We start from the raw sequence: 23,669 nt of genomic DNA, 5'->3' as shown, positions 1-23,669 counted from the left end.
GTCAGTTTCCTTGTGCGGCAGGGGTGGGCGCGGCGGCCCGGTCGAAAGGTTCCAGGGCGTGGCGCAGGCTGGCCCGTGACAGCTCGCCTAGGTGGCTGCCGATCAGCCGCCCGTTACTGTCGTAGAACAGCGTGGTAGGCAGGGCCATCGAGCCGACCCGCTGGGCCAGTTGGCCGGCGCCGTCGAACAGCACGTGGGTCAGGCTCAGGCCGGTGGTGGCGAGGAAAGTGCTGACGTTCTCGGGCGTCTCACCCTGGTTGACGAAGAGGAAGGTTACGTGGGGGTAGTCACCTTGGGCCTGTTGCAGCACCGGCATTTCGCGCCGGCAGGGCGGGCACCAGGTGGCCCAGATGTTGATGACCAGTGGCTTGCCACGGTAGCTGTGCAGCGCCACGGGCTGCCCGCCGGCGTTGCGCAGGCTCAGCTCAGGCAGCTCGGTGCCTTTGCTGTACAGGTGGCCGCCCAGACTGCTGAGGCCCCAGAACAGCGCACCGCTGAACAAGGCCCAACCCAGAGGACGGCGCAGGCCCGGGTGTCGCCAGCCTTGCCAGAGCGCGCCGAGCACGATGCCGGCAAGGCCGGACCAGAACAGGAAGCCGCCGTCGCGGATGTCGATGACTTGCACCAGGTCATCGCGGTACATCGGCCAGTAGGCCACGACGAAGCCCAGGCGCGCGCACAGCACGCCAATCAGAAACAGGTTGAAGAGTGCCGACTCCGGGCTTTCGCCGCCGCGGCGGGCGACCCACCAGCCGACCACACTGGCGATCACCAGGGCAGTGAGCATCAGCAGGTGGTTGAGGGCCATGGTCAATGGCCCGAGGGTTACGGTCAGCATCAGCCTTGGCTCCTGGTCTGGGTCCAGTGTTGCAGGAACGCGGCAGCATCCACTTCACCGGTGATGCGTCGCGCACGGCGTTCGTCGCCTTCCGGGCCGACCCAGATGATGCTGGGCGGGCCGGGTACCTGGTAGCGTTGCAGCAGTGCCTGGCTGGCCGGGGTGTTGGCGGTGACGTCCAGGCGCAGCAGGTGCACGCCCGCCAGGCTGGTGTGTACGTCGGCGCGGGCGAACACCTTCTTTTCCATGACCTTGCACGACACGCACCAGTCGGCATAGTAGTCGAGCATCACCCATTGGCCACGGGCCTTGGCGGCGTCCAGCTCACGTTGCAGGTCTTCGGGGCGGCTGACGGTCACGAATGCATCCTCTGCCGGTTGCACCGCCGCAGGCCCGCTACCCCCGGCGAACGGCCGCAAGGGTTGCCAGAGGTCATCGCCCCCGGCCGCCGCACCGACCAGCAACAGCCCGCCCCACAGCGCGCCCAGCAAAGGCAGCGCGCGCAGCGCAGGCATACGCTGCAGGGCCGGCCACGCGGCCCAGGCCAGGGCGATCAGCCAGGCGCCGCTCAGGGCCAGCAGCAGGGCCTGTGGCAGCAGGCTGCGCAGGGTATACAGGGCCATGGCCAGGAACACGAAGCCGAACACGCCCTTGACCAGGTTCATCCACGCACCTGGGCGCGGCAGGTAGCGATTGCCCAGCGTGACCAGCAACAGCAGCGGCACGCCCATGCCCAGGCCAAGGCTGAACAGCACCAGCGCGCCCTGCAGCACGTCGCCGCTCTGGGCGATGTACAGCAGCGCCCCGGCCAGCGGTGCGGTCATGCACGGGCCGAGCAGCAGGCCGGAGAGCGCCCCGAGCAGCGCGGCACCGTACAGGTTGCCGCCACGTGTACCTTGCCCGGCGCGGTCGAGACGGTCGCGCAGGGCGGCGGGTAGCTGCAACTCGAAGGCGCCGAACATCGGCAGCGCCAGCACCACGAACAATGCCGCCAGGCTGCCCAGCAGCCAGGGTTGCTGCAACCAGGCCTGCAGGCTGGCGCCGAGCAGCGCCGCCACCACGCCCAGGGCGGCATATACCAAGGCCATGCTCAGCACGTACACCCCGGCCAGCAACCAGCCGCGTCGGGCGCTGGCGCCATTGCCGAGCACCAGCCCGGCGAGAATCGGCAGCATCGGCAGCGAGCAGGGGGTGAAGGCCAGCAGCAGGCCAAGGCCGAAGAAGGCCAGCAGGCCCCACGCCAGGTTGCCCTGCTGCAGGTTGCTGGCCAGGGCCTGGTCGCTGGCCTGATCGGCGGCCGGGGCCACGCTGCCACCCAGGTCGATGGCGGTGGTCTGCGGCGGGTAGCACAGGCCGGCGTCGGCACAGCCCTGCCAGCCCAGGCGCAACTGGCCTTTTGCGTTGGCAGGGATCAGCAGTTCGAGCTGGTCGCGGTACACCGCACTGTCACCGAAGAATTCGTCATGGTGGTTGAGCGCCGGTGGCAACTGCGGCTGCTGCTCGGCGGGCAGGCCGTCGAACTTCAGGCGCTTCTGGTAGAGGTAGTAGCCTTGCTTGATCTGGAAGAATAGACGCATCTGGCCATCGGCCTGGCGGTCATGGCTCAGCACAAAGGCCTGGTTGACCGGCAGGAAGTCGGGTTTGACGTCGAACGGATTGGCTTGCAGGGGGCCGGCCAGCAGCAGTGTCAGGAACAGAAAGAGGGCACGCATGTCTTCGCCTTGGCAGTACGTTGAAGTGGGCCATGCTGGCCTGGGTCGATTAACCCAAGGTTAACCCGGTCCTACATCCCCCCAAACGCACGCGCCAGGTCCATAATCTTCACTTAATCCACCCGTGGTGCAGTATCTGCCTCACCCAACCCGGAGCTCCACCATGCACGTTCTGCTCTGCGAGGACGATGACCTGATCGCCAGCGGCATCTGCGCCGGCCTCACCGCCCAGGGCTTGACCGTGGACCGGGTCGCCAATGCTGCGGGTGCACGGGCGATGCTCCAGGCGGCGCAGTTCGATGTGATGATCCTCGACCTCGGCCTGCCCGATGAAGACGGCCTCAAGCTGCTGCGGCGCCTGCGTCAGCAGGGCGAGAGCCTGCCGGTGCTGGTGCTCACGGCACGCGATGCGGTCACCGACCGGGTCGATGGCCTGCAGGCCGGCGCCGACGACTACCTGCTCAAGCCGTTCGACCTGCGGGAGCTGGCGGCGCGCCTGCACACCTTGCTGCGCCGTGTGGCCGGGCGGGCGGTGAATGCCATCGAGCACGGCCCGCTGCGTTATGACCCCAGCAGCTGCGAAGCGACCCTGGCCGGCCAGCCGGTCGACCTTTCCCGCCGTGAGCAGGCGCTGCTCCAGGCCCTGCTGCAGAACCCAGGGCGGGTGCTGTCCAGCGAACAGTTGAAAGATTGCGTGTACGGCTTCAGTGACGAGGTCGAGAGTAACGCCCTCAATGTGCATATTCACCATTTGCGCCGCAAGCTCGGTAACAGCATCGTCGAAACCGTGCGTGGCCTGGGCTACCGGCTTGGCCCTGCGCAGGCACCGAAGGAGGTCGCGCCATGAGCCTGCGGGTACGCCTGAGCCTGATCCTGGGCAGTGCCTTCGTGATCATCTGGGTACTGGCTGCCGCATGGATGCTACGCGACCTGCGCCAGCAGATGATGTTTTCCCTCGACCAGCGCTTGGTGGCTTCGGCGCGCATGGTTGCCGGGCTGATCGACCAGTTGCCGCAACCATTGGCGGCCAAGGGCGAGGATGCGCATTTTTCCGCCGACCAGTTCAGCGTGCCGGACGGCATGGCCTGCCAGGTGAGTTCACTGCGGGGCGAGATCCTGGCCAGCAACCACAAGCATGACGGGGCCATGGATGATCAGCGCAGCGGCTTCCGTGACCAGACCATCGACGACGCGTTGTGGCGTACGTTTACCTACAACCACGGTGATGTGCGCATCACCACCGCCGACCGCCACATGGAGCGCGAGGCCCTGAACCAGTCGATCCTGCTGGCAGCCTCGGCCCCGGTGCTGATGGCGTTGCTCGGCAGCCTCGGCCTGTTGTGGATCGGCCTGGGCAAGGGCCTGGAGCCGCTCAATAGAATGCGCGACGCCCTGCGTCGGCGGCGTGCCGACAGTGTCGAGCCGTTGCAGGTGGCCGGTATGCCCAGCGAGCTGCAACCGCTGCTGGAAACCCAGAACCAGTTGTTCCTGCGCATTGCCCAGACCCTCGAACGCGAGCGGCGCCTGACCGATGACGCCGCGCATGAATTGCGCAGCCCGCTGACGGCGATCAAGACCCACCTGCAGGTGGCGCGCATGACCGATGGCGCGGTGCGCGAGCAGGCGCTGGAGCATGCCGAACAAGGTGCCGACCGCATGCACCGCACGCTGGAGCAACTGCTGATGCTGGCGCGTGTCGAGGGCAGCCTGTCGTTCGAGGATGGCGTGCAGTGCAGCGCCGAGCAGGTCGCCCGGCAGGCGGTGCAGGATGCCGGCGGCGGCGACAACCGGCGGATCGTGCTGCGCCTGCCCGAGCAGGCCACGCAGATCTACCTGGGCATGCCCGCGCCGCTGGCGGTCGCGGCCTTGCGCAACCTGCTGGACAACGCCTTGCGCCACGGTGGCGAAAGCGCGGTGGAGCTGGAAGTGCAGATGGCTGACGGCCAGGTGGGCTTCATGGTGCGTGACCACGGGCCGGGGATTGCCGACGACGACTTGCAGCACCTGACCGAGCGGTTCTGGCGCAATGGCCAGAGTGGCGGGTGTGGGCTGGGCTTGGCGATCGTCCAGGCGATTGTTCAGCGTTGCGCCGGCACCTTGCGTTTCGACAGCCGCAGCGATGGCTTGCGCGTGCTGTTGCAGGTGCCGGCGCGCTCGGGTCGTTGATTTTCCTGGCTTGGTGAACCAGATACAATCCCCAGGCATCACAACCCTGTACAAAAATCCCGCAGCAACCGCTAAATCCTCCCGGCGCTTAAGCGTTTCCCAAGCGACAACTACCCGCACACATCTGCTTACAGGGGCGTGGCGGGGCACTTTCGCTTGCTTGCGAGGATCTACCATGTCGACCGCTACCCGCCTTGCCCAGGTCTTGCCGGCCAGTGCGCCGCAACCCCTGTACGAGTTCACCGATTCGCCGCTGCTGCAACGCCAGCAGCAACAGGAATCCAACGCCCGCAGCTACCCACGGCGCATTCCACTGGCGCTCAAGCGCGCCCGTGGCATCCATGTCGAGGATGTCGAAGGCCGCCAGTTCATCGACTGCCTGGCCGGCGCCGGCACTTTGGCCCTGGGCCATAACCACCCGGTGGTAATCGAGGCGATCCAGCAAGTGCTGGCCGACGAACTGCCGCTGCACACCCTCGACCTGACCACGCCGGTCAAGGACCGCTTTGTCCAGGACCTGTTCGGCGTACTGCCCGAGGCGCTGCGCCGGGAAGCCAAGGTGCAGTTCTGCGGCCCGACCGGCACCGATGCCGTTGAAGCGGCGCTCAAATTGGTGCGTGGCGCCACCGGGCGCAGCACCGTGCTGGCCTTCCAGGGCGCCTACCATGGCATGAGCCAGGGCGCGCTGAGCCTGATGGGCAGCCACGGGCCGAAACAGCCGCTGGGTGCCCTGCTGGGCAACGGTGTGCAGTTCATGCCGTACCCCTACGACTACCGTTGCCCGTTCGGCCTGGGTGGCGAAGCCGGGGTCAAGGCCAACCTGCATTACCTGGAGAACCTGCTGCTCGACCCAGAAAGCGGCGTGCCTCTGCCGGCAGCGGTGATCCTCGAAGTGGTGCAGGGCGAAGGTGGCGTGGTGCCCGCCGATATCGCGTGGCTCAAGGGCGTGCGACGGATCACCGAGCAAGCCGGCGTGGCGCTGATTGTCGACGAGATCCAGAGTGGCTTCGCCCGCACCGGGCGGATGTTCGCCTTCGAGCATGCCGGTATCGTGCCGGACGTGGTGACCTTGTCCAAGGCCATCGGCGGCAGCCTGCCGCTGGCGGTGGTGGTGTACCGCGACTGGCTGGACACCTGGAAGCCAGGCGCCCATGCCGGCACCTTCCGTGGCAACCAGATGGCCATGGCCGCAGGCTCGGCGGTGATCCATTACTTGGTCGAACATCGCCTGGCCGAGCACGCCGAGGCCATGGGCCAGCGCCTGCGCCAGCACTTGCTGCACCTGCAGCGGGATTATCCGCAGTTGGGCGATATCCGGGGCCGTGGGCTGATGCTCGGGGTAGAGCTGGTCGACCCGCACGGCCTACGCGATGCCCTGGGGCACCCTGTGGCCAACCGCGAGTTGGCGCCCAAGGTTCAGCGTGAATGCCTCAAGCGTGGCCTGATCCTGGAGTTGGGTGGGCGCCACGGTGCAGTGGTGCGCTTCCTGCCACCGCTGATTATCAGTGGCGAGCAGATCGACGAGGTGGCGCAGCGGTTTGCCGAGGCCCTGAAAGCAGCGGTCTGATACATGCCGGGGCCGCGTTGCGGCCCCGGCCAAGGTGGGCCCGTTGACACCCTGCAGCGTGAAAGGGCAGGAGGGTGGGGGTGGCCATGCGGGCGTCCTCTTGCAAGCGGGTTTCTCTAGAAGCGAGCCGACGCCGCCGCAAATTAACCCCCGCAAGGGCGGCTACCAGCCGCGCCCGGAGTTCACCCAGAAGTTCACCGACAACGAGGTGGACACCGACTCCACCTGATGGAACCAGCCTTCTGGCAGGAACAACAGGTCACCGGCCTGTAGCACCACGCGCAGGAAGGGCACCTCGCGCGCCGCCGGGAAGCGTTGGTAGTCTGGCGCGTCGGGGTTGAAGTCACAGCCGTCCAGGCCCCCTTTGGGGCTGGTCGACCAGGTGCCCAGCGCTGCCCGATGGTGAGGTGCGGCGAGGATGAACGACTTCTGGCCCCAGACCTGGGCGAACAGGTTGTCGGTGTCGTCGCGATGCAGGGGCGTCAGGGTGCCCTTGGGGCCGATCCAGATACGGGGCGAGATGAAGCGCTGGCGCTCGAAGTAATCCGGAAAGCGGATCAGTGTCAGGAGTTTTTCCGGGACGATGTTGTTGCCCATATAGGCCGGTGTCTCGCCAGGCTTGGCCGGTTTGTCCAGCGAAGCGATGAAGTCGGCCATGGAGGTCGAGCGGAAGTCGCGGTCGGTGGAGAAGGTTTTCTTGACGTAGTCACCATGCCGGGTAATGCCCTGCAGCTCGGCGAAATGCTCGAGCGAAGCCTCGCGGCCCATGCTGAACAGTGGCCAGTCCTGCAGGGCGTCGCTGAGTACCACAGGGGTGCCATGCGACAGAAACTCGCTTTGAAAGCGCGACAGCGGCATGTCGGCCCGGGCTATGCGCAGCACCTCGCGCTGCACTGGCAGCGCCGCCGAAACCCGTTCGCTGAGGCGTGCCGGCGTGGGGTAGCGCTGGTTCATCGCCACCTTGGCCGGCGCCGCACCTTTGCGGGCGTTGTTGATGATCTGCGGCAGCAAGGTAGCCAGGCCCATGTTGCCGGTGATTTTCAGGCGTGCGCTGGCGAACAGTTCCTCGACATTGGCCGTGCCGCCCATGATGTCGAGGAAGTCGCGCTCGGCCACTTCGATGGTGACATCCGGGGTGCTGTGCCGGCCCGCGCCCGTGCGGCTGGTGTCGCGCACTTCTGACCAGAAGGCACGGTCCTGGCCGAAGACGAACTGGAACACGCCTTCGATGCCGACGGCATGGGCGTTGGCGAACAGTTTGCTGAGGATGCTCTGAAGGTCCACGGTTAGCCTCTGACGGGGTTTCGTTGTGCAGGGATAACGAGTGTGTCCGTCGTCGATTTAGCCGTGCCTGCCGCTAATTTTCGCGGGGCCTCCTACGTTCCGTAGGGATAGCCGAGTCACATTGTTCAAGCAAGGATCCAACATGGCATTGCACCCTGATCTGGCGGGTTTTCTGGAGCTGGTCGAATTTGGCCGGTTGACGGGCAGAAGCCTGCCCATGCACGCGATGGACGTGGCCCAGGCCCGGGCGGAGTTCGAGGGCAGCTCGCAAGTGCTCGACCCCAGCCCGCCCGGCAGCCTGCAGGTGAGCGAGCTGAACGTCCCGGCGCGTGATGGCGCCAGCCTGCCAGCACGGCTGTACCGCGCGGACGACGCGGGCGGTGCTTTGCAGCCGGTGATTTTCTACCTGCACGGTGGCGGCTACGTTGTAGGCAGCCTCGACTCGCATGATTCGGTGTGCCGCCGTCTCGCAGCCATGGGCGAGTTCGCAGTGCTGGCGGCGGACTACCGACTGGCACCGGAACAGCCGTTTCCGGTGGCGCTGCACGATGTGCTGGATACCGCCAACTGGCTGGCCGAACAGGCGCCAGCGCTGGGGCTAGACAATCGCCGAGTGGTGCTGGCGGGGGACAGCGTCGGCGCCAGCCTGGCTGCGGTACTGGCCATCACCGCGGTCGAACAGCCCGAGGCGTTGGCGTTCAAGCCGCTGGCGCAGTTGCTGTTTTACCCGGTGACCGATATTTCCTGCCAGCGCGAGTCCCATCGGCAACATGCCGAAGGCTACCTGCTGGAAACGCCTACCCTGGAGTGGTTCTACCAGCACTATGCGCCGCAGCCGGAGCAGCGCCTGGACTGGCGCGTGTCGCCCTTGCTGTCGACGCTGCGCGCGCCGTTGGCGCCGGCTTATCTGTTCGTGGCCGAGTACGATCCGTTGCATGACGAAGGGATTGCCTACCGTGATTGGTTGGTAGCGGGCGGGACCGAGGTGACGTTCGCCCGGGTCGAGGGGCTGACCCATGACTTTTTGCGCATGTCGGGGATTGTTGGGCAGGTGGGCGATATCTACCAGGATGTGGGGCGTTGGCTGGAGGGGGTTGGGGATAAGGCTTGAGATTGCCGGGGGCGCTTTGCGCCCCTTCCTGCAGCTCAGCGCACCCGCCGTCCCAGCACATCGACCAGCCGGTCGATCTCGGCTTCTGTATTGAGCAACCCAGGCGCGGTACGCACCACCGGCCCGGCATCACGCGACACGGCATCGACGACAATGCGCTGGCTGTTCAGGTACCCAGCCACGTCATCTGCCTCCTGACCCTTGACCCTGAAGAAGGTGAAACCTGCCGAGTAATGAGCACTGCGGGGCGTCACCAGCTCGACCGCCTCAAGCGCCTCAAGGCGTTGCTTTAGGTAGTCGTTGAGCCCATGAATACGCGCCTGGACCTTCGCCTTACCCTGCTGCAGGTGCAGTTCGAACGCCTTGCCCAGCGCCCAGCGGTGCTCGAAGGCATGGTAGCCGCCGGGGGTCATCACGGTGGCGAAGTCTTCATTCTCGGAAAACGTGGCGATGGTCGGGTTCAGGTGCTTGAGCTCGGTGGAGGCCGCGCAGATGATCCCGGTGCCGCGTGGCCCGAACATCCACTTGTGTGTGCCGGCGATGAAGTAGTCGCAGTTCAGGTCGGCAAAGCGCATGTCCTCGACGCCGAAGCCATGCACGCCGTCGATCACATAGATAATTTGATCGCGCTCGTCGCGCTGCCGATTGACCTCGCGCACCAGTGCGCCGATCTCGCCGACAGGCAGCTTCACACCGCTGCCCGAATGCACCCAGGTCATGCCCAGCACGCGGGTCTTGGGGCTGATGGCCGCAGCGAGGGTGCCCAGTACCTGGTCAGTGCTGACCAACGCGGGGTTGTCGAAAAGGCGCAACCTGCGCACCGGCGTGCCATCGCGCGCGGTGCGAAAGCCCAGGGTATGGCGCGCCGCCGAATGCTCGTGCACGGTGGTGAGGATCTCCTGCCCCGGCGCAAGCTTCAGGCCGCCATAGATCAGGCCCAGGCCTTCTGTGGTGCTGCCGGTCAGGGCGATCTGCCGAGGGTTCACTTCCAGGTAGCGGCCCGCCCACTCGCGCACGGCGGCTTCGTGCTTCCACTCCGCCTGGCTGTCCCAGTCGACCATGCGTGCTGGGTGCCGGTCGAAGTTCGCGCGCAGGGCTTCGATGGCCTCGCGCACGGGCTTTGGGTGTGAGGTGATCAGGAAGTTGGCGAAGTGCGCGTACTCCGGGTCCAGCTCGAACAGGCTGCGAAAGCCTGCCCAGGCGTCGCCACCTGCAGCTGGCGAGGCGGCGTGTGCGCCCGGCAGCCACTGGCTGGCCAAGGGCAGGGCGGCGGCCAGGAGGCCTGCCTGCTTGAGAAAGGTACGGCGATGGTTCATGAAGGCACTCGCAGGCTTATCGGGACGAGGTGGTGGCGGGTTGTGCGGCGTGCTGCACCTGTTCCCACACGCGCAGGAAGTTGCCGCCCCAGAGCTTGGCGATATCGGCCTCGGAATAACCGCGGCTGATCAGCTCGGCGGTCACGTTGCGCGCTTCGCTGGCGTCGTGCCAGCCGTCGATGCCGCCGCCTTCGTTGAAGTCCGAGCTCAGGCCCACATGGTCGATGCCGACCTTGTGCACCGTGTAGTCGATGGCGTCGCCAAAGTCCTTGAGCGTGGCCGGTGGTTCTTCGTCGAGGATCCCGTACAGCGCGTTGGCGTACTGGCCCACTTTCTGTTCGGGCCAGCCGGCGATGACCGGGTCGCCCGGCATCAACGCGTAGTTGAGGTTGGCCAGTGGCGGCAGGTCGTAGCGGGCGCGCAGGTCGTTGAGTTTGCCCTGGGTCTTGGGGCTCAGCGGCTTGAGATAGGTTGAAAACGCCACCAGCTGGATCACGCCACCGCTGTCCTTGATCAGTTGCATCTCCTTGTCGGACAGGTTACGGGCGATATCGACCATGGCCCGCGGGGCCGAATGCGAAGCCACCACGGGCGCGCGGCTGAGGCTGATGGCCTGGGCCAGCGCCTTGCTCGACATCTGCGACACATCGATGATCACGCCCAGGTCGTTGAGCCGCTGCACGGCACGTTTGCCGACCGGCGAAAGGCCGTCCAGGGCATCGGCGGTGTCATTGAAGAACGGCAGCGGGCGCGAAGAGTCGGCCCAGCTGTTGTTGCCCACATAGCTGAAGCCGAACATGCGCACGCCGCGTGCGGCCCAGCGGTCCAGCTGATCGATGTCGTCGCCCAGGGCATAGGCATTGAGCATGCTGAGGAACACTGCGAACTTGCCCTCGCCATGCAGGCGCCGCATGTCTTGCGGGGTGTAGGCGATACCGACCTGCTCGGGGAAGTCGCGGACCATGGCGTCGATGGCGTTGTAGCGCACTTCCTGGGTGTGGCGCGCGGCTTCGACGAAGCCTGCGGTCGGCCGGTGCGGGCCATCGTCGCCGGTCCAGGATTCGGGCCAGGCGAAGATGGTCAGTGCGGCGCCGGACAACCGCCCGCGGGCGGCCTTGGCGAGGTCGAAGCGGCCGTTGCCGTCTTTATCAGCCTCGCTGCCTTCGGTGCCGAAGGTCAGCGGCAGGGTGACATGGCTGTCGAACGAGATGATGCGTTCCTGCAGGTCGTTGGCCTGGCGCACCACTTCTCTGGAGTAGCCTGCCGGCGTGTTGAAGTAGTGCCAGGCGGCAAAACCGGCACCTGCGGTCACGGCCGCGGCCAGGCTGATAAACAGGGCTTTCTTCCAGCGTGGAGTCGTCATCTTGGTCTCAGTAGGTTCACCGTCGAGGGATGGGCACAGAGGCCGCCGCTACCTGGAGTGAACGAGCCTGCCGTGTGGAAATTTAGCCAGCCACGGCGGCTCGTCTGCGCCAGCAACGGTAAATTTTGCGCTGTGTACAACGTTCTAGCCTTGGACGGGCCGTGCTCCATGGCCGCAATCAATGCACAGGTAGTTGCAATGACGATTTCTCGACGTGGGTTCATCGCCGGTGTGGCATTGACGGGCGCGGTGGTGCCCGGTGCGTGGTATGCCCAGCGCCAATGGGCCGCCGAAGCGTTCCCGGAAACCCCCGGCGAGGCGGTCGTCGAACTGGCCGATACACCGTTGCAGCAGTTGGGTGACACCTTGCGCGGGATCTGGCGCTGGACCTTGCAGGGCAAGGACGCGGGCCTGCAAGGCTTGCCTGACGGCGAACTGGAGTTGTTCCTGGATGTTGCACCCAGTGGGCGGGCGCTGCGTGGTTATCTGGACACCCCCGAGCGTCTGCGCAGTGATGAACAGCCGCGCTACCGGGTGGTGGGCGACCTGCTGGCAGACAAACCAGGCACCTTGCGCTGGCGCTTGTTCTCGACCCAGCCAGGCGAAACGCAGGCGCGCTATGAATGCCATATCGTCATCGACGAGGTCTGGGGCCGCTTCGGCAATGCCGGGCCAGCAACCCTCAATGGGCGCATTGCGCAACTGGACCGTGCGCTGGCGTTGCCGGTGCAGGACAACCACTTTCTGGCGCTCAAGCACACCTTCCCCGAGGCGCGTGAGCGCACGCCACTGAGCCCGCAGTTGCTGGCCTGGCTGATCACCCCGGAGCACCGTCTGTTTCACCAGTTGTGGCATGCCTCGCGTGACAAATGGCACAAGCTGGACAAGGAAAAACATGCCGCCCTGCGCGGCTTGGGCTGGCAGCCGGGGCCGCGTGAGCGGGAGCGTGACGCGCGTGGCCGGCACAAGGACCGCAACGGCTCGGGCGAAGACTTCTTTTTCATGCACCGGCATATGCTCGGCAGCGCGCGAGCCTTGCAGGACCTGCCTTCATGGGCGCGGTTTCCGCAGCCACAGCCGGAGCTTGAGCGCGACCGCGCAGGCTTCGCCCGCTATTTCGACAACCACGACGGCAATGCCTTGCCGCCCACCTGGCTGGCGAGCGGCGACGCGGAATACACCCAGTGGGTGCGCGACATCAAGAGCCCGGATACCTACCATGGCAACTTCCAGGTCTGGGAGTCGCGTTACAGTGACCCTGAATACCTGAGCACGTTGACCTTGGGCCAGTTCGGTTCGGAAGTGGAGCTGGGCCTGCATGACTGGCTGCACATGCGTTGGGCTTCGGTGCCGCGTGACCCTGTCAACGGCATGCCGGTGCCGACGGCGCGCACGCCTGACGATTTCGCCTTGCGCTGGTTCGCGGCGGAGAACGACTTTCTTGGCGACCCGTTTTCATCCCACGTGAACCCGGTGTTCTGGCAGTTTCATGGCTGGATCGACGACCGCATCGAGGACTGGTTTCGGGCCCATGAGCGGGTTCACCCCGGTGAGGTGCGGCGCCTTGAAATCAATGGTGTGCCTTGGTTTGCGCCAGGGCGCTGGGTTGAAGTGGCCGACCCTTGGTTGGGGCCTGATACGCACGGGTGCTCTACGGTGCCGGGGTTGCGGCCGGGGCGCAGTGTGGAGATGGACCCGGAAACGATGAAGCTGGCCTTGCGCATTATCTATAGCGATGAGGACCTGTTTGGCAAGTTGCGGCCCAAGGTGCCACAGCGGCCTTGGTATGCGCGGAATTTGAAGGTGGGCGTGCGGGGGCGTTGATATCGGTTGGGGGTAGCCTCGGGGCGTAGGGCGGTGATTTTGTAGCGCCTATGAGATCGAGCGCCGCCCGCGCGGCGCATCGCGGCGCAAGGCCGCTCCCACATTTGTTTCGGGCCAATTATTCCTGAAGCATTGGTGCGCGGCCCCTTTGGTGTTCACCTCGATATCGCGTCGTACAAACAAGGGGTCGAGCGCCTATGTCGCAGGCATGACTGGCCCGAAACAAATGTGGGAGCGGCCTTGCGCCGCGATGCGCCGCGCGGGCGGCGCTCGATCTCATAGGCGCTGAAAATGCCAAGCCTGGCACTGAGGCGCCGAAAATCTAACGCCCTACGCCCAGCTACTGCCCAACCTTCCACCCACCCCCCAACGCCTTGTAAAGCGCCACACTCCCTTGCAACCGTGCCAGCCGTAACTGCGCCTGCTGATCTTGCGCCAGGTACAACGTGCGCTGGGTTTCCAGCACGCTGAGCAGGGTCTCGGCGCCTGCACCATAACGCTGCTGGGCCAGGTCAAAAGCCAGGCGCGCCTGCTGCACCTCCTCGTCCTGCCACTGGCGCTGGCGGTCCACGCCATGAATAGCGTTGAGCGCTTTCTCGACATCGGCGAAACCCGCCAGGATGCTGCCCCGGTAAGTCTCCAACAGTTCGACCTGTTCGGCTTCCGCCAGGTCGCGCGAGGCCCTTAACCGGCCGTTGTTGAAGACCGGCGCGACCAGCCCGGCAGTGAGGGTGTAGAACGAGCTGTCGAAGACACGCGCAAAGGTATTGGCGCCGCTGCCCAGATTGGCCCCCAGGGTCAGCTTCGGCAGCATGGCGGCCCTGGCCACCTGTACGTCGGCGCTTGCCGCTGCCAGCCGTGCTTCGGCTGCGGCGATGTCCGGGCGACGGCTTAGCAGCTCGCTGGGGATGCCACTGCCAATGGCTGGCCACTGCAGGGCATCGATCGCTTCACGGCTGGGCGGCAGGGCCTGGACCGGGTCGCCCAGCAGCGTGGCCAAGGTGACCTGGCTGTCTTGCCATTTCTGTTCAAACAACGGCACCTGTCGCTCCTGGGCGGCCACCAGGCTGCGCTGCTGGGCCAGCTCCAGGCGCGTGGCCGAACCTGTGCGCTGGCGGGCTTCGACCAGGCCCAGTACGTCACGCGCATTGCGCAGGTTGAGCCGGGCGATGTTCAACTGTTCTGCCAGGGCAAGGCCTTGCAGATAGCTGTCGGCCACGGCGCTGACCAGGGTCAGTTCGACGGTTTGCCGATCGAAGCGGCTGGCGTCGAGGCTGTGCATCGCGCTGGTGCGGGTGGCGCGCAGGCCGCCCCAGAAATCGATCTCGTAGCTGGCACTGAGTTTCAGGTCGAAGGAGGTACTGGTGCGCTCGTTGCTGCTGACGTCCAGCTGGTCGTTGCCTTTGCCATGCAACAGGCGTTGGCGGCTGCCATCCAGGCCCAGGTTCAGTTCGGGCAGCAACGGCGCGCCAGCGATAACAGCCTGGGCCTGGGCTTGGCGCACCCGTGCCGTGGCAGCCGCCAGGTCGTGGGCGTTGAGCCGGGCGCGCTCGACCAGGCGGTCCAGCTCGCTACTGGCGAAGGCACGCCACCATTGTGCTGACGGCAGTTGGGCAGATGACGGCTCGACCTCGCCTTGCCAGGCTTGCGGTGCAGTGATGCCGCTTTCGGGAGTAGAGGGCGTGCTGCAAGCGGCGAGGCTCAGGCACAAGGTCAACAGGCTGATACGGCTTGGCAGAGTCATGGGTTATTCGCTGGTAAGGGCTTTGACCGGGTCGAGTCGGGCGGCCTTGCGGGCCGGCATGAAGCCGAACACGATGCCGGTGACGACAGCGCAGGCGAACGCGCCGAATATGGCAGGCAGGGCAAAGGCCACGGCGATCTCGGCCAGCATCAGGCCGCCGCCGATGGCCAGGGCCAGGACGATGCCGGCAATGCCGCCCACCATCGACAGCATCACGGCCTCGCTCAGAAACTGCCGCAGGATGTCGCGCTGACGCGCGCCGGTGGCCATGCGGATGCCAATTTCACGGGTGCGTTCGCGCACGGTCATGAGCATGATGTTCATCACCCCGATGCCGCCCACCAGCAGTGAAATTGCGGCGATCGCCCCCAGCATCAGCGACAGGCTGTTCTGCGTGCGTGCTTCGGCCTGGATCAATGCCGCATCGTTGGTCAGCTCGAAGTCCTGACGGCCTTGGTGGCGCTGGCGCAGCAGCTGATCGATGGCCGCTTCGGCTTCGTTGACCCGTGTGGAGTCGAGGGCGGCAACGGTGATGTAGTCCGGGTCACGCTGGCCAAACAGGCGGATCGCCGCGGCGGAGTAGGGCACCGCGATGCGCCCGTCGCTGTCCTGGTCGCCGGAACTGGCGCCCTTGCCGGCGAGGATGCCGACGACCTGGAACGGCACGTTGCCAATCAGGATGTACTGCCCCAACGGGTCGCGCCCGGGGTCGAGCATCTTTTCCCGCACCTTTTGGCCGATCACTGCCACGGCCGCCGCATTGGCTTCGTCGGCCTCGGTGTAGAAGGCGCCCTCGACCGCTGGCCAGTTGAAGATTTCCGGGAACCAGGTGTTGTTGCCGCCGACATAGAACTGCTGGCTGTTGTTGCCGTGACGCACCATCATCTTCTCGCCAATCACAGGCATGACGTGTTTGACCTGGGGCAGTTCGCCGATGGCGGCGACGTCGTCGAGGGTGATGGTGCCGGCCTGCTCGCCGAGCGTTGCCGGCTTGCCGTTGAGGTAGAGGATGTTCGAGCCGAATGCCGCCATTTGCGCCATGACCTGACGCTTGCTGCCTTCGCCGACGGCCAGCATGACCACCACCGAGGCCACCCCGATGACAATGCCGAGCAGCGTCAATGCGGTGCGAAAGCGGTTGACCCACATCACCCGCCAGGCCGCCTGCAGGGCTTCGATCAGTTCACCTTTCCATGCCCCGCGCAGGGTCGCGCCGCGGTCCAGGCGCTGGCGCAGGTCGTCGGCCTGCAGCCCTTGGTCGGTGTTGACGGGGGTATGCTCGGCGGCCGAATCGCTGATGATCAGGCCATCACGGATTTCGATGACCCGTTGCGCCCGCGCCGCCACTTCGCGGTCGTGGGTGATCAGGATGATTACATGGCCCTGGCTGGCCAGTTCGTCGAGCAGCGCCATGACTTCGGTGCCGCTGTGGCTGTCGAGCGCGCCGGTGGGTTCGTCGGCGAGGATGATGTGGCCGCCGTTCATCAGCGCCCGGGCAATTGACACCCGTTGTTGCTGGCCGCCGGACAACTGGTGCGGGCGGTTGCCGGTGCGGCTGGCCAGGCCAAGGCGGGTGAGCAGGGCGGTTGCGCGCGCGTGGCGCTCGCTGGCGGCGATGCCGGCGTAAATGGCCGGCATCTCGACGTTCTCCTGCGCCGAGCCCGAGGGGATCAGGTGGTAGCCCTGGAACACGAAGCCAAAGGCTTCGCGGCGCAACCAGGCCAGCTCGTCGCTGTCCAGCTCGGCCACGTCCTTGCCGGCAAAGTGATAACTGCCGGCGGTTGGCCGGTCGAGGCAGCCGAGGATGTTCATCAGCGTCGATTTGCCTGAACCGGATGCGCCGACGATGGCGACGAATTCGCCAGGGTGAATGCTCAGGCTGATGCCCTGGAGGATGTCGACCTTGGGGGTATCGACGCCGCCGTAAGACTTGCGGATGTCGATCAGTTCGATCAGGGGCGTCGTCATTCAACCTCCGCTGACGCTGGGGGCGCCGATGACCAGGCGTTCGCCTTCGCTGAGGCCGTCGAGCACCTGCACTCGCAGGCGGTCGCTCAGGCCGGTACGCACCTGGCGCTGTTCCACTTCGCCTTTGCTGTTGAGTACCCGGGCGAGGCGCAGGCCTTCGCTGTCGTCCAGCGCCGCAAGTGGCACGGTCAGCACCTGGCTGGCCTGGCCTGCGACAAAGAACACCTGGGTGGTCATCTCGGCCATCAGGGCGCCGTCCGGGTTGTCGACGTCCAGCAGCACGGTGTACTGCACCACTTGGCTGCCGGTGGTGCCATTGACGGCGCTGGCCGGGCTGCCACCGCCCTGGCTGGTCTGGTCCAGCGGCTTGGGCGGGATTGGCAGAATCTGCCGCACCGTGCTGGTCCAGCGGCGTTTGCCGCCGGCCAGGGTGGTGAAGTAGGCGGTCATGCCGGGTTTGACCTTGCCGATGTCGGCTTCCGATACCTGGGCCCAGACGGTCATGGGCGAAAGCTTGGCGATGCGCAGGATCAACGGCGTCTGCTGTTGCGCGTTGAGGGTCTGGCCTTCACGGGCATCGACCGCCACCACGGTGCCGTCCATGGGCGCATAGATCCGCGTATAGCCCAGCTCCGCCTCGTCACTGCGCAGGTTGGCCTGGGCCTGGCGGATCTGCGCCTGGAACATTTCGATGCGTGCCTGGGTCACCTTGAGTTGGGCATCGGCGGCCTGGACGTCTTCGTCGCGGGTTGCCCCGGCGGCGGCCAGGTCGCGCTGGCGCTTGAGCTGCTGCTGGGCCAGTTGAAACTGTGCGCGCTGCTCGGCCAGCTGGGCCTTGAGGTTCTCGATCGAATAGCGCCCGGCGTCGAGCCTGGCTTGCTGGGTGGAGGGGTCGATCTCGACCAGCAACTGGCCTTTGCGCACCGGGTCGCCGGCTTCGACGTGCAATTTATGGATCTGTCCGGAAGCCTGGGCACCCACGTCGACGTAGCGCCGCGGCTGCAGGGTGCCCAAGGCGGTGACGCTGCTTTCGATGTCGGTGCGGGTGACGGCGACCGTGCTGAACGGCTGCGCGCCGAAGGGCAGGGTCTTCCAGGCCAGCAAGCTGCCCAGGCTTAGCAGGGCCAAGCCACCGAGCAGTATCCGACGGCGGGTGTGGGGTAAACGTCTCATGCAGACTTCCAGCCAGGGGTGATGGCCACGCACAGCCAAGAAAGCGGCGCGCACTGAGGTCCCAGTTAGACGAAGGCTGACGGTACGGATTTAGCGTGATCGGAGGGGAGGATGCCGTGTTGCTGAGAATAATTATAGTTTGTACTATCGCACGTTGACATCACTCAGTCCCGCGTAGCTGCCCGAAACGGCTTTCTGGCAAAGGCAGGCAGGACGACCTCAGGTAACGTCGTGGAACATTACTATCGCGAACTGGTGGGCTTCCTCTCCGCGCGCCTGGGCAGTCGTCAGGCTGCCGAAGACGTCGCGCACGATGCCTATCTGCGGGTACTGGAACGTACCGATGCCGAACGGATCGAGCATCCGCGTGCCTTTCTCTACCGCACAGCGCTCAACCTGGTGGTCGATCGTCACCGGCGCCACCAGGTGCGTCAGGCCGAACCGCTGGAGGTACTCGACAGCGACGAGCGCTGGCACAGCCCGGCACTCACCCACGACATGCAGCTCGACCAGCGCCTGGCGCTGATGCAGCGCGCCCTGGATGAACTGGGCAAGGTTTGTCGCGACTGCTTCCTGCTGCGCAAGCTCGATGGCCTGTCGCATCAGCAGATTGCCGAGCATCTGGGGGTGTCCCGCAGTGTGGTTGAAAAGCACATCGTCAATGCCATGAAGCACTGCCGTGTGCGCATGCGCGAGTGGGAATCCTGAAAAACGGGTGAAAGGCGGATGAAAATTCCGTCACCCCGTCACTTGATTTCTGCGGGTTTCCCGACAACTATCAAGAGAGACCCCAGCCAGGCATAGCTTTGGCGATTGCCGTTACTGGCGCAGTATGGTCAGGGAGTGTCCCTTTTTACCTACTGCCCAGGTCCGACAATGGCAAACAAGACCCTGCGCATCCTCATCGCCGACGAGCATCCTTGCCAGCGTTTGCAGCTGGAGAAACTGCTCAATGGCCTTGGCTATTACCGGATTGCACCCGTGGACAGCTTCGAGGAGCTGCAGCGCCTGGTGCAGTGTGCCTTGCAGCCCTTTCACCTGCTGTTGGGCAACATCGAGCTGGCCAGCCATGTTGGCGTCGACCTGGCGCGCTTCTGCCGGGTCAGCACGCAGATCCAGCATGCGCTGCTTTATCACTCCTCGCAGTTGAAAGTGCCCGCCGTGCCGCAGACCGAACGCCAGTCCGTCAGCCTGAGCCTGCCGCAGGCGCCGGATAACGAGGCGCTCGAGTCGTTCATGGCGATCATCGACGCGCCGCTGCTGGTCGGCAAGCTGCCACTGCCTGTGGCAGCTCCGGCCAGCACACTGCGCCCGCGGGTGAACTTCGCGCAGACGGTGTTCAGCCGCTAGCGCCAAGGCGGGCAGGGCAAGGCAGGTATTTGCTATCCTCTTGCCCTTTGCCGATCTGCGGACCCTGCCATGACTGCCATCGATACCGCTCGCCCGCCCCGGTTCAGCCGTGGCGACCACCGGACCCTGGGCCTGGCGGCGCTGGGTGGCGCGCTGGAAATCTACGATTTCATCATCTTCGTGTTCTTCGCCCTGACCCTGAGCAAGTTGTTCTTCCCGCCCGAAATGCCCGAATGGCTGCGCCTGCTGCAAAGCTTCGGAATCTTCGTGACGGGCTACCTGGCGCGGCCGCTGGGGGGCATCGTCATGGCGCATTTCGCCGATCACTTGGGGCGCAAGCGGGTGTTCAGCCTGAGCATCCTGATGATGGCCCTGCCGTGCCTGCTGATCGGGGTGATGCCAACCTATGCCGACATCGGCTACGCGGCGCCACTGATTTTGCTGGCACTGCGCATTCTGCAGGGGGCTGCGGTCGGCGGGGAGGTGCCAAGCGCCTGGACGTTCGTTGCCGAGCACGCGCCGCAAGGTCGGCGCGGTTATGCCTTGGGTTTCCTGCAAGCCGGGTTGACCTTTGGCTACCTGCTGGGGGCGCTGACCGCGACCTTGTTGGCCCAGGCGTTTACCGCGCAGGAAATTCTCGATTACGCCTGGCGTTACCCCTTCCTGCTCGGGGGGGTATTTGGTGTGATCGGCGTGTGGTTGCGCCGCTGGCTAAGTGAAACACCGGTGTTCATGGCCTTGCGCGAGCGTAAGGAACAACCCGTGGCGTTCCCCCTGCGGCGGGTGCTGGGCGAGCATCGTGGGGCGTTGCTCCCGGCAGCGCTGCTGACCTGCGTGCTGACGTCGGCAGTGGTGGTGTTGGTGGTGATCACGCCGACGGTGATGCAGCAGCGCTTCGGCATGACCGCTGCGCACACCTTTGCCTTGAGCAGTGTAGGTATCGTGTTCCTGAATATCGGCTGTGTGCTGGCCGGGCTGCTGGTCGATCGCCTGGGCGCCTGGCGTGCGCTGATGATCTACAGCCTGCTGCTGCCGCTGGGTATCGGGGCGTTGTATGCGAGCCTGGTGGGGCAGTGGGGCATGACCTGGCTGGCCTATGCGCTGGCGGGGCTGTGCTGCGGCGTGGTGGGCGTGGTGCCGTCGGTGATGGTCGGGCTGTTCCCGGCGCAGATCCGGGTTTCGGGCATCTCCTTCACCTACAACATTGCCTATGCCCTGTGGGCGAGTACCACGCCCTTGGCGCTGATCGCTCTGATGCCGTGGAGCCCGTGGGTGTGTGTCGGCTTTTGTCTGATCATGGGCGCGGTGGGGCTGCTCACGGCCCTGTATTTCGGGCGTCGTGAGCCTTTGGCGTTTGCGGCGGAGCGGATGCCGATCATGTGTGGTGACAAATGAGGCATTAGAGGCAGGTGGGGGGTGGGGCAGACTTCCAGGTGGGGGCTATTGGAATAACCTATTAGCCAAATTTAACCTGGAAGGTTAATTTCTCATGGAAAAGAGAACGCCTCATTGCCCGCTGGAGCGGATAAAAGCCCTGACTGCGGCAAGGCGCGTCAGCCCTACGGGCACTGCATTAAGAGATGCTAAGGCGCTAGGAATGGATTTTCCGGGAATGCTTGAGGTAATCACTAGCTTGAAGCGCACTGATTTCTACAAAAGCATGACCAGCCATATTGATCACCGGGTTTGGCAGGACGTATACCGCCCGTTTACAGCGGTTGGCTACGTTTACCTGAAAGTGTCCGTGGTCAACGACGTGCTTATCGTGTCCTTCAAGGAGTTGTAATCATGAGATGTCCAATTTGCGGGGGTGCCGAGCTTGCACCTGACACTCAGGGCATGCCTTATCGCTACAAGGGAGAGACGACCCTGATCCCGGACGTAAGTGGCGATTATTGTTCCGCATGCGGTGAGTGCGTGCTGAGCCATGATCAAGCCATGCGTGTCAGCGATCTGATGACGGCATTCGAGCGCCAAGTCAATGCAACTGTAGTGGACCCTTCTTTCATTGCCTCCATACGCAGGAAGTTCGACCTCGATCAGCGGCAAGCGGGGGAAATTTTTGGTGGCGGGGTCAATGCGTTCTCCCGTTATGAAAATGGCAAGACCACGCCACCCGTGGCGCTGGTAAAGCTGCTGAAGCTACTGGATCGCCACCCCGAACTGTTCGAGGAAGTGCGTACAGCCTGATGCGAGCAGGCAACAAAAAGCCCCTGACTCCACGGAGGCAGGGGCTTTTGTTGCTGCAGGGGCATGGCCTTACATGTTCGGGTAGTTCGGCCCGCCGGCGCCTTCAGGGGTAACCCAGGTGATGTTCTGGGCCGGGTCCTTGATGTCGCAGGTCTTGCAGTGCACGCAGTTCTGCGCGTTGATCTGGAAGCGCTTGCTGCCGTCTTCCTGGCTGACCACTTCGTACACGCCGGCCGGGCAGTAGCGTTGGGCCGGTTCGTCGTACAGCGGCAGGTTGCTGGCGATCGGCACGTTCGGGTCGGTCAGCTTCAGGTGGCAGGGTTGTTCCTCTTCATGGTTGGTGCTGGAGAGGAATACCGAGCTGAGCTTGTCGAAGCTGAGCTTGCCGTCTGGTTTCGGGTAGTCGATTTTTTTCGAATCGGCCGCGAGCTTGAGGCAGGCGTAGTCCGGCTTGGTGTCGTGCAAGGTGAACGGCAGCTTGCCGCCGAACCAGTTCTGGTCGACATAGTTGAAGGCTGCGCCGAACAACGGGCCGAACTTGTGCATGGCCGGGCCGAAGTTGCGGCTGGCGAACAGCTCTTCATGCAGCCAGCTGGCCTTGAAGGCGTCGACATAGGTAGTGAGTGCGTCGCCACCCTCGCTGCCGGCAATCAATGCGTCGGCCACTGCGTCGGCGGCGAGCATGCCAGACTTCATCGCCGTGTGGCTGCCCTTGATCTTGGCCACGTTCATGGTGCCCAAGTCGCAACCGATCAGCGCGCCACCGTTGAAGACCATCTTCGGCAGCGAGTTGATCCCGCCCTTGGCCAGGGCGCGGGCGCCGTAGCTGATGCGCTTGCCGCCTTCGAGGTACTGGCTGATCACCGGGTGGTGCTTGAGGCGCTGGAACTCGTCGAACGGCGACAGGTACGGGTTGGCGTAGGACAGGTCGACGATCAGGCCGACCACCACCTGGTTGTTTTCCAGGTGATACAGGAACGAGCCACCGGTGTTCTCGGTGCTCACCACGTCCAGCGGCCAGCCGGCAGTGTGTACCACCAGGCCCTGTTCGTGCTTGCTCGGGTCGATTTCCCAGATTTCCTTGAGGCCGATGCCGTAATGCTGGACGTCGGATTCACTGTCGAGGTTGAAGCGCTTGATCAGCTGCTTGCCGATGTGCCCACGGCAGCCTTCGGCGAACAGCGTGTACTTGGCGCGCAGTTCCATGCCAGGGGTGTACAGGCCGTCTTTCGGGTTGCCTTCGCGGTCGACACCCAGGTCGCCGGTGACGATACCGCGCACCACGCCGTTTTCATCGAATAGCGCTTCCTGGGCAGCGAAACCTGGGTAGATCTCCACGCCCAGGTTCTCGGCCTGCTGGGCCAGCCAGCGGCACAGGTTGCCCAGCGAGATGATGTAGTTGCCCTCGTTGTGCATGGTCTTGGGCACGAACAGGTCCGGGACCTTGATCGAGCTGCCGCCATCCTTGAGCACGTAGATGTCGTCGCGCTTTACCGCAGTGTTGAGCGGTGCGCCGAGTTCTTTCCAGTCGGGGAACAACTCGTTCAGTGCGCGCGGTTCGAATACCGCGCCGGAGAGGATGTGGGCACCGACTTCAGAGCCTTTCTCGACCACGCAGACGCTGATCTCGCTACCGGCTTCGGCGGCCTTCTGCTTCAGGCGGCAGGCGGCGGACAGCCCCGCCGGGCCGGCGCCGACGATGACCACGTCGAATTCCATGTATTCGCGTTCCACTGGTTCTCTCCTACTCATCAAGGCTCGTGCTGTTGCTTGGTCTTATGGGTGTGGGGTGATCATGCGCACCGCGCTTCACGGGCGCGGAGCTGTAGCAGCGCAGAGGATGGACTACACCGTTTTGTCTTGGCCGCGCATTATATCTACACCACTTGGCGGGTCCAATACAAACGTTTGTTTGAATTTGCCGCAGGCCAGTAAAATCACAGGAGTGCGGCTGGAGGGTGACCGATTTGCCGTATTGACCGGATTGGGTGTTGCGGTCAAGATACGAGCGGTTTTACGTTCGCCGTAGGCTTGTCGCCGGGCGCAGGTACACCTCTAAAAAC

General features: G+C 64.8%; 19 protein-coding genes. 10 read left to right on the top strand and 9 right to left on the bottom strand.

The annotated features are described in order from the left end of the window. Position 1: 1 nt before the first annotated feature. Both LJX93_RS18390 and dsbD read right to left on the bottom strand, forming a co-directional pair. Entirely contained in the window at positions 2-838 is an 837-nt protein-coding gene (locus LJX93_RS18390; RefSeq protein ID WP_033699325.1) for a TlpA family protein disulfide reductase, read from the bottom strand. Beyond that, on the bottom strand, positions 838-2,550 hold the full coding sequence (gene dsbD / locus LJX93_RS18385; RefSeq protein ID WP_047581299.1) for a protein-disulfide reductase DsbD: 1,713 nt from the start codon (positions 2,548-2,550) through the stop codon (positions 838-840). Before dsbD ends, LJX93_RS18390 begins: the two co-directional genes overlap by 1 nt. A 163-nt stretch (positions 2,551-2,713) precedes the next feature. Here dsbD and LJX93_RS18380 point away from each other — a divergent pair, with 163 nt between their 5' ends. From LJX93_RS18380 to LJX93_RS18370, 3 genes are all read left to right on the top strand, one after another. After that, positions 2,714-3,397: a response regulator transcription factor gene (locus LJX93_RS18380; protein ID WP_033699321.1), complete on the top strand. Its 684-nt coding sequence runs from the start codon at positions 2,714-2,716 to the stop codon at positions 3,395-3,397. Then, positions 3,394-4,716, top strand: a complete 1,323-nt coding sequence (locus LJX93_RS18375) for an ATP-binding protein (RefSeq protein WP_033699320.1) — start codon at positions 3,394-3,396, stop codon at positions 4,714-4,716. Before LJX93_RS18380 ends, LJX93_RS18375 begins: the two co-directional genes overlap by 4 nt. Positions 4,717-4,891: 175 nt before the next feature. Continuing rightward, complete coding sequence (locus LJX93_RS18370; RefSeq protein ID WP_033699319.1) at positions 4,892-6,283, top strand: aspartate aminotransferase family protein; 1,392 nt, start codon at positions 4,892-4,894, stop codon at positions 6,281-6,283. Positions 6,284-6,445: 162 nt separating this feature from the next. On the opposite strand, the gene LJX93_RS18365 is transcribed toward LJX93_RS18370, so the two are convergent. Continuing rightward, positions 6,446-7,567, bottom strand: a complete 1,122-nt coding sequence (locus tag LJX93_RS18365) for a cupin-like domain-containing protein (RefSeq protein WP_047581297.1) — start codon at positions 7,565-7,567, stop codon at positions 6,446-6,448. 142 nt (positions 7,568-7,709) lie between these two features. Between LJX93_RS18365 and LJX93_RS18360 the strand changes: the two genes are divergently transcribed. Further along, positions 7,710-8,678, top strand: coding sequence for an alpha/beta hydrolase (locus tag LJX93_RS18360; protein WP_033699317.1), 969 nt, complete (start codon positions 7,710-7,712; stop codon positions 8,676-8,678). Between the two features lie 35 nt (positions 8,679-8,713). Here LJX93_RS18360 and LJX93_RS18355 read toward each other — a convergent pair whose 3' ends face one another. Together LJX93_RS18355 and LJX93_RS18350 are read right to left on the bottom strand one after the other, a co-directional pair. Continuing rightward, positions 8,714-9,994, bottom strand: a complete 1,281-nt coding sequence (locus tag LJX93_RS18355; protein WP_033699315.1) for an aminotransferase class V-fold PLP-dependent enzyme — start codon at positions 9,992-9,994, stop codon at positions 8,714-8,716. A 16-nt stretch (positions 9,995-10,010) separates the two neighbouring features. Beyond that, complete coding sequence (locus tag LJX93_RS18350) at positions 10,011-11,357, bottom strand: dipeptidase (protein WP_156311457.1); 1,347 nt, start codon at positions 11,355-11,357, stop codon at positions 10,011-10,013. Between the two features lie 198 nt (positions 11,358-11,555). On the opposite strand from LJX93_RS18350, the gene LJX93_RS18345 reads away from it, so the two are divergent. Further along, entirely contained in the window at positions 11,556-13,181 is a 1,626-nt protein-coding gene (locus LJX93_RS18345; protein ID WP_095063695.1) for a PvdJ/PvdD/PvdP-like protein, read from the top strand. Between the two features lie 340 nt (positions 13,182-13,521). Here the strand turns inward: LJX93_RS18345 and LJX93_RS18340 are convergent, their stop codons facing one another. Genes LJX93_RS18340 through LJX93_RS18330 form a run of 3 tightly spaced genes read right to left on the bottom strand, consistent with a single transcriptional unit; the run spans position 13,522 to position 18,066 of the window. Further along, a complete protein-coding gene (locus LJX93_RS18340; protein WP_227696270.1) occupies positions 13,522-14,925 on the bottom strand; it encodes an efflux transporter outer membrane subunit in 1,404 nt (467 codons plus the stop codon). A gap of 3 nt (positions 14,926-14,928) precedes the next feature. Further along, on the bottom strand, positions 14,929-16,893 hold the full coding sequence (locus LJX93_RS18335; RefSeq protein WP_033699307.1) for a MacB family efflux pump subunit: 1,965 nt from the start codon (positions 16,891-16,893) through the stop codon (positions 14,929-14,931). Then, entirely contained in the window at positions 16,894-18,066 is a 1,173-nt protein-coding gene (locus LJX93_RS18330; RefSeq protein WP_227696269.1) for an efflux RND transporter periplasmic adaptor subunit, read from the bottom strand. It lies immediately after the preceding gene. Positions 18,067-18,297: 231 nt separating this feature from the next. On the opposite strand from LJX93_RS18330, the gene LJX93_RS18325 reads away from it, so the two are divergent. The 5 genes from LJX93_RS18325 (at position 18,298) to LJX93_RS18305 (ending at position 21,606) form a co-directional block, all read left to right on the top strand. Next, on the top strand, positions 18,298-18,774 hold the full coding sequence (locus LJX93_RS18325) for a sigma-70 family RNA polymerase sigma factor (RefSeq protein WP_033699303.1): 477 nt from the start codon (positions 18,298-18,300) through the stop codon (positions 18,772-18,774). A gap of 168 nt (positions 18,775-18,942) precedes the next feature. Next, entirely contained in the window at positions 18,943-19,416 is a 474-nt protein-coding gene (locus tag LJX93_RS18320; RefSeq protein WP_033699301.1) for a response regulator, read from the top strand. 69 nt (positions 19,417-19,485) lie between these two features. After that, positions 19,486-20,811: an MFS transporter gene (locus LJX93_RS18315; protein ID WP_047581286.1), complete on the top strand. Its 1,326-nt coding sequence runs from the start codon at positions 19,486-19,488 to the stop codon at positions 20,809-20,811. 94 nt (positions 20,812-20,905) lie between these two features. Further along, positions 20,906-21,202 (top strand): type II toxin-antitoxin system MqsR family toxin, encoded by a 297-nt coding sequence (locus tag LJX93_RS18310; RefSeq protein WP_227696268.1) that lies wholly within the window; start codon positions 20,906-20,908, stop codon positions 21,200-21,202. 2 nt (positions 21,203-21,204) lie between these two features. Then, complete coding sequence (locus LJX93_RS18305) at positions 21,205-21,606, top strand: type II TA system antitoxin MqsA family protein (RefSeq protein WP_033699296.1); 402 nt, start codon at positions 21,205-21,207, stop codon at positions 21,604-21,606. A gap of 69 nt (positions 21,607-21,675) precedes the next feature. On the opposite strand, the gene LJX93_RS18300 is transcribed toward LJX93_RS18305, so the two are convergent. After that, positions 21,676-23,340, bottom strand: a complete 1,665-nt coding sequence (locus LJX93_RS18300; RefSeq protein WP_033699293.1) for an electron transfer flavoprotein-ubiquinone oxidoreductase — start codon at positions 23,338-23,340, stop codon at positions 21,676-21,678. Positions 23,341-23,669 lie beyond the last annotated feature (329 nt).

The sequence above is a fragment of the Pseudomonas sp. HN2-3 genome, from assembly GCF_020691745.1.
In the GTDB taxonomy this organism is placed as follows: domain Bacteria; phylum Pseudomonadota; class Gammaproteobacteria; order Pseudomonadales; family Pseudomonadaceae; genus Aquipseudomonas; species Aquipseudomonas capeferrum.
Note: the sequence above shows the minus strand (reverse complement) of the source record. Positions and strands in the feature narration are given on the sequence as shown.

Bases quoted from the DNA above. Each gene is read 5' to 3' on its own strand.
- LJX93_RS18390 (WP_033699325.1), bottom strand. From the start codon at position 838: ATGCTGACCGTAACCCTCGGGCCATTGACCATGGCCCTCAACCACCTG.
- dsbD (WP_047581299.1), bottom strand. From the start codon at position 2,550: ATGCGTGCCCTCTTTCTGTTCCTGACACTGCTGCTGGCCGGCCCCCTG.
- LJX93_RS18380 (WP_033699321.1), top strand. From the start codon at position 2,714: ATGCACGTTCTGCTCTGCGAGGACGATGACCTGATCGCCAGCGGCATC.
- LJX93_RS18375 (WP_033699320.1), top strand. From the start codon at position 3,394: ATGAGCCTGCGGGTACGCCTGAGCCTGATCCTGGGCAGTGCCTTCGTG.
- LJX93_RS18370 (WP_033699319.1), top strand. From the start codon at position 4,892: ATGTCGACCGCTACCCGCCTTGCCCAGGTCTTGCCGGCCAGTGCGCCG.
- LJX93_RS18360 (WP_033699317.1), top strand. From the start codon at position 7,710: ATGGCATTGCACCCTGATCTGGCGGGTTTTCTGGAGCTGGTCGAATTT.
- LJX93_RS18355 (WP_033699315.1), bottom strand. From the start codon at position 9,994: ATGAACCATCGCCGTACCTTTCTCAAGCAGGCAGGCCTCCTGGCCGCC.
- LJX93_RS18350 (WP_156311457.1), bottom strand. From the start codon at position 11,357: ATGACGACTCCACGCTGGAAGAAAGCCCTGTTTATCAGCCTGGCCGCG.
- LJX93_RS18345 (WP_095063695.1), top strand. From the start codon at position 11,556: ATGACGATTTCTCGACGTGGGTTCATCGCCGGTGTGGCATTGACGGGC.
- LJX93_RS18340 (WP_227696270.1), bottom strand. From the start codon at position 14,925: ATGACTCTGCCAAGCCGTATCAGCCTGTTGACCTTGTGCCTGAGCCTC.
- LJX93_RS18335 (WP_033699307.1), bottom strand. From the start codon at position 16,893: ATGACGACGCCCCTGATCGAACTGATCGACATCCGCAAGTCTTACGGC.
- LJX93_RS18330 (WP_227696269.1), bottom strand. From the start codon at position 18,066: ATGAGACGTTTACCCCACACCCGCCGTCGGATACTGCTCGGTGGCTTG.
- LJX93_RS18320 (WP_033699301.1), top strand. From the start codon at position 18,943: ATGGCAAACAAGACCCTGCGCATCCTCATCGCCGACGAGCATCCTTGC.
- LJX93_RS18315 (WP_047581286.1), top strand. From the start codon at position 19,486: ATGACTGCCATCGATACCGCTCGCCCGCCCCGGTTCAGCCGTGGCGAC.
- LJX93_RS18310 (WP_227696268.1), top strand. From the start codon at position 20,906: ATGGAAAAGAGAACGCCTCATTGCCCGCTGGAGCGGATAAAAGCCCTG.
- LJX93_RS18305 (WP_033699296.1), top strand. From the start codon at position 21,205: ATGAGATGTCCAATTTGCGGGGGTGCCGAGCTTGCACCTGACACTCAG.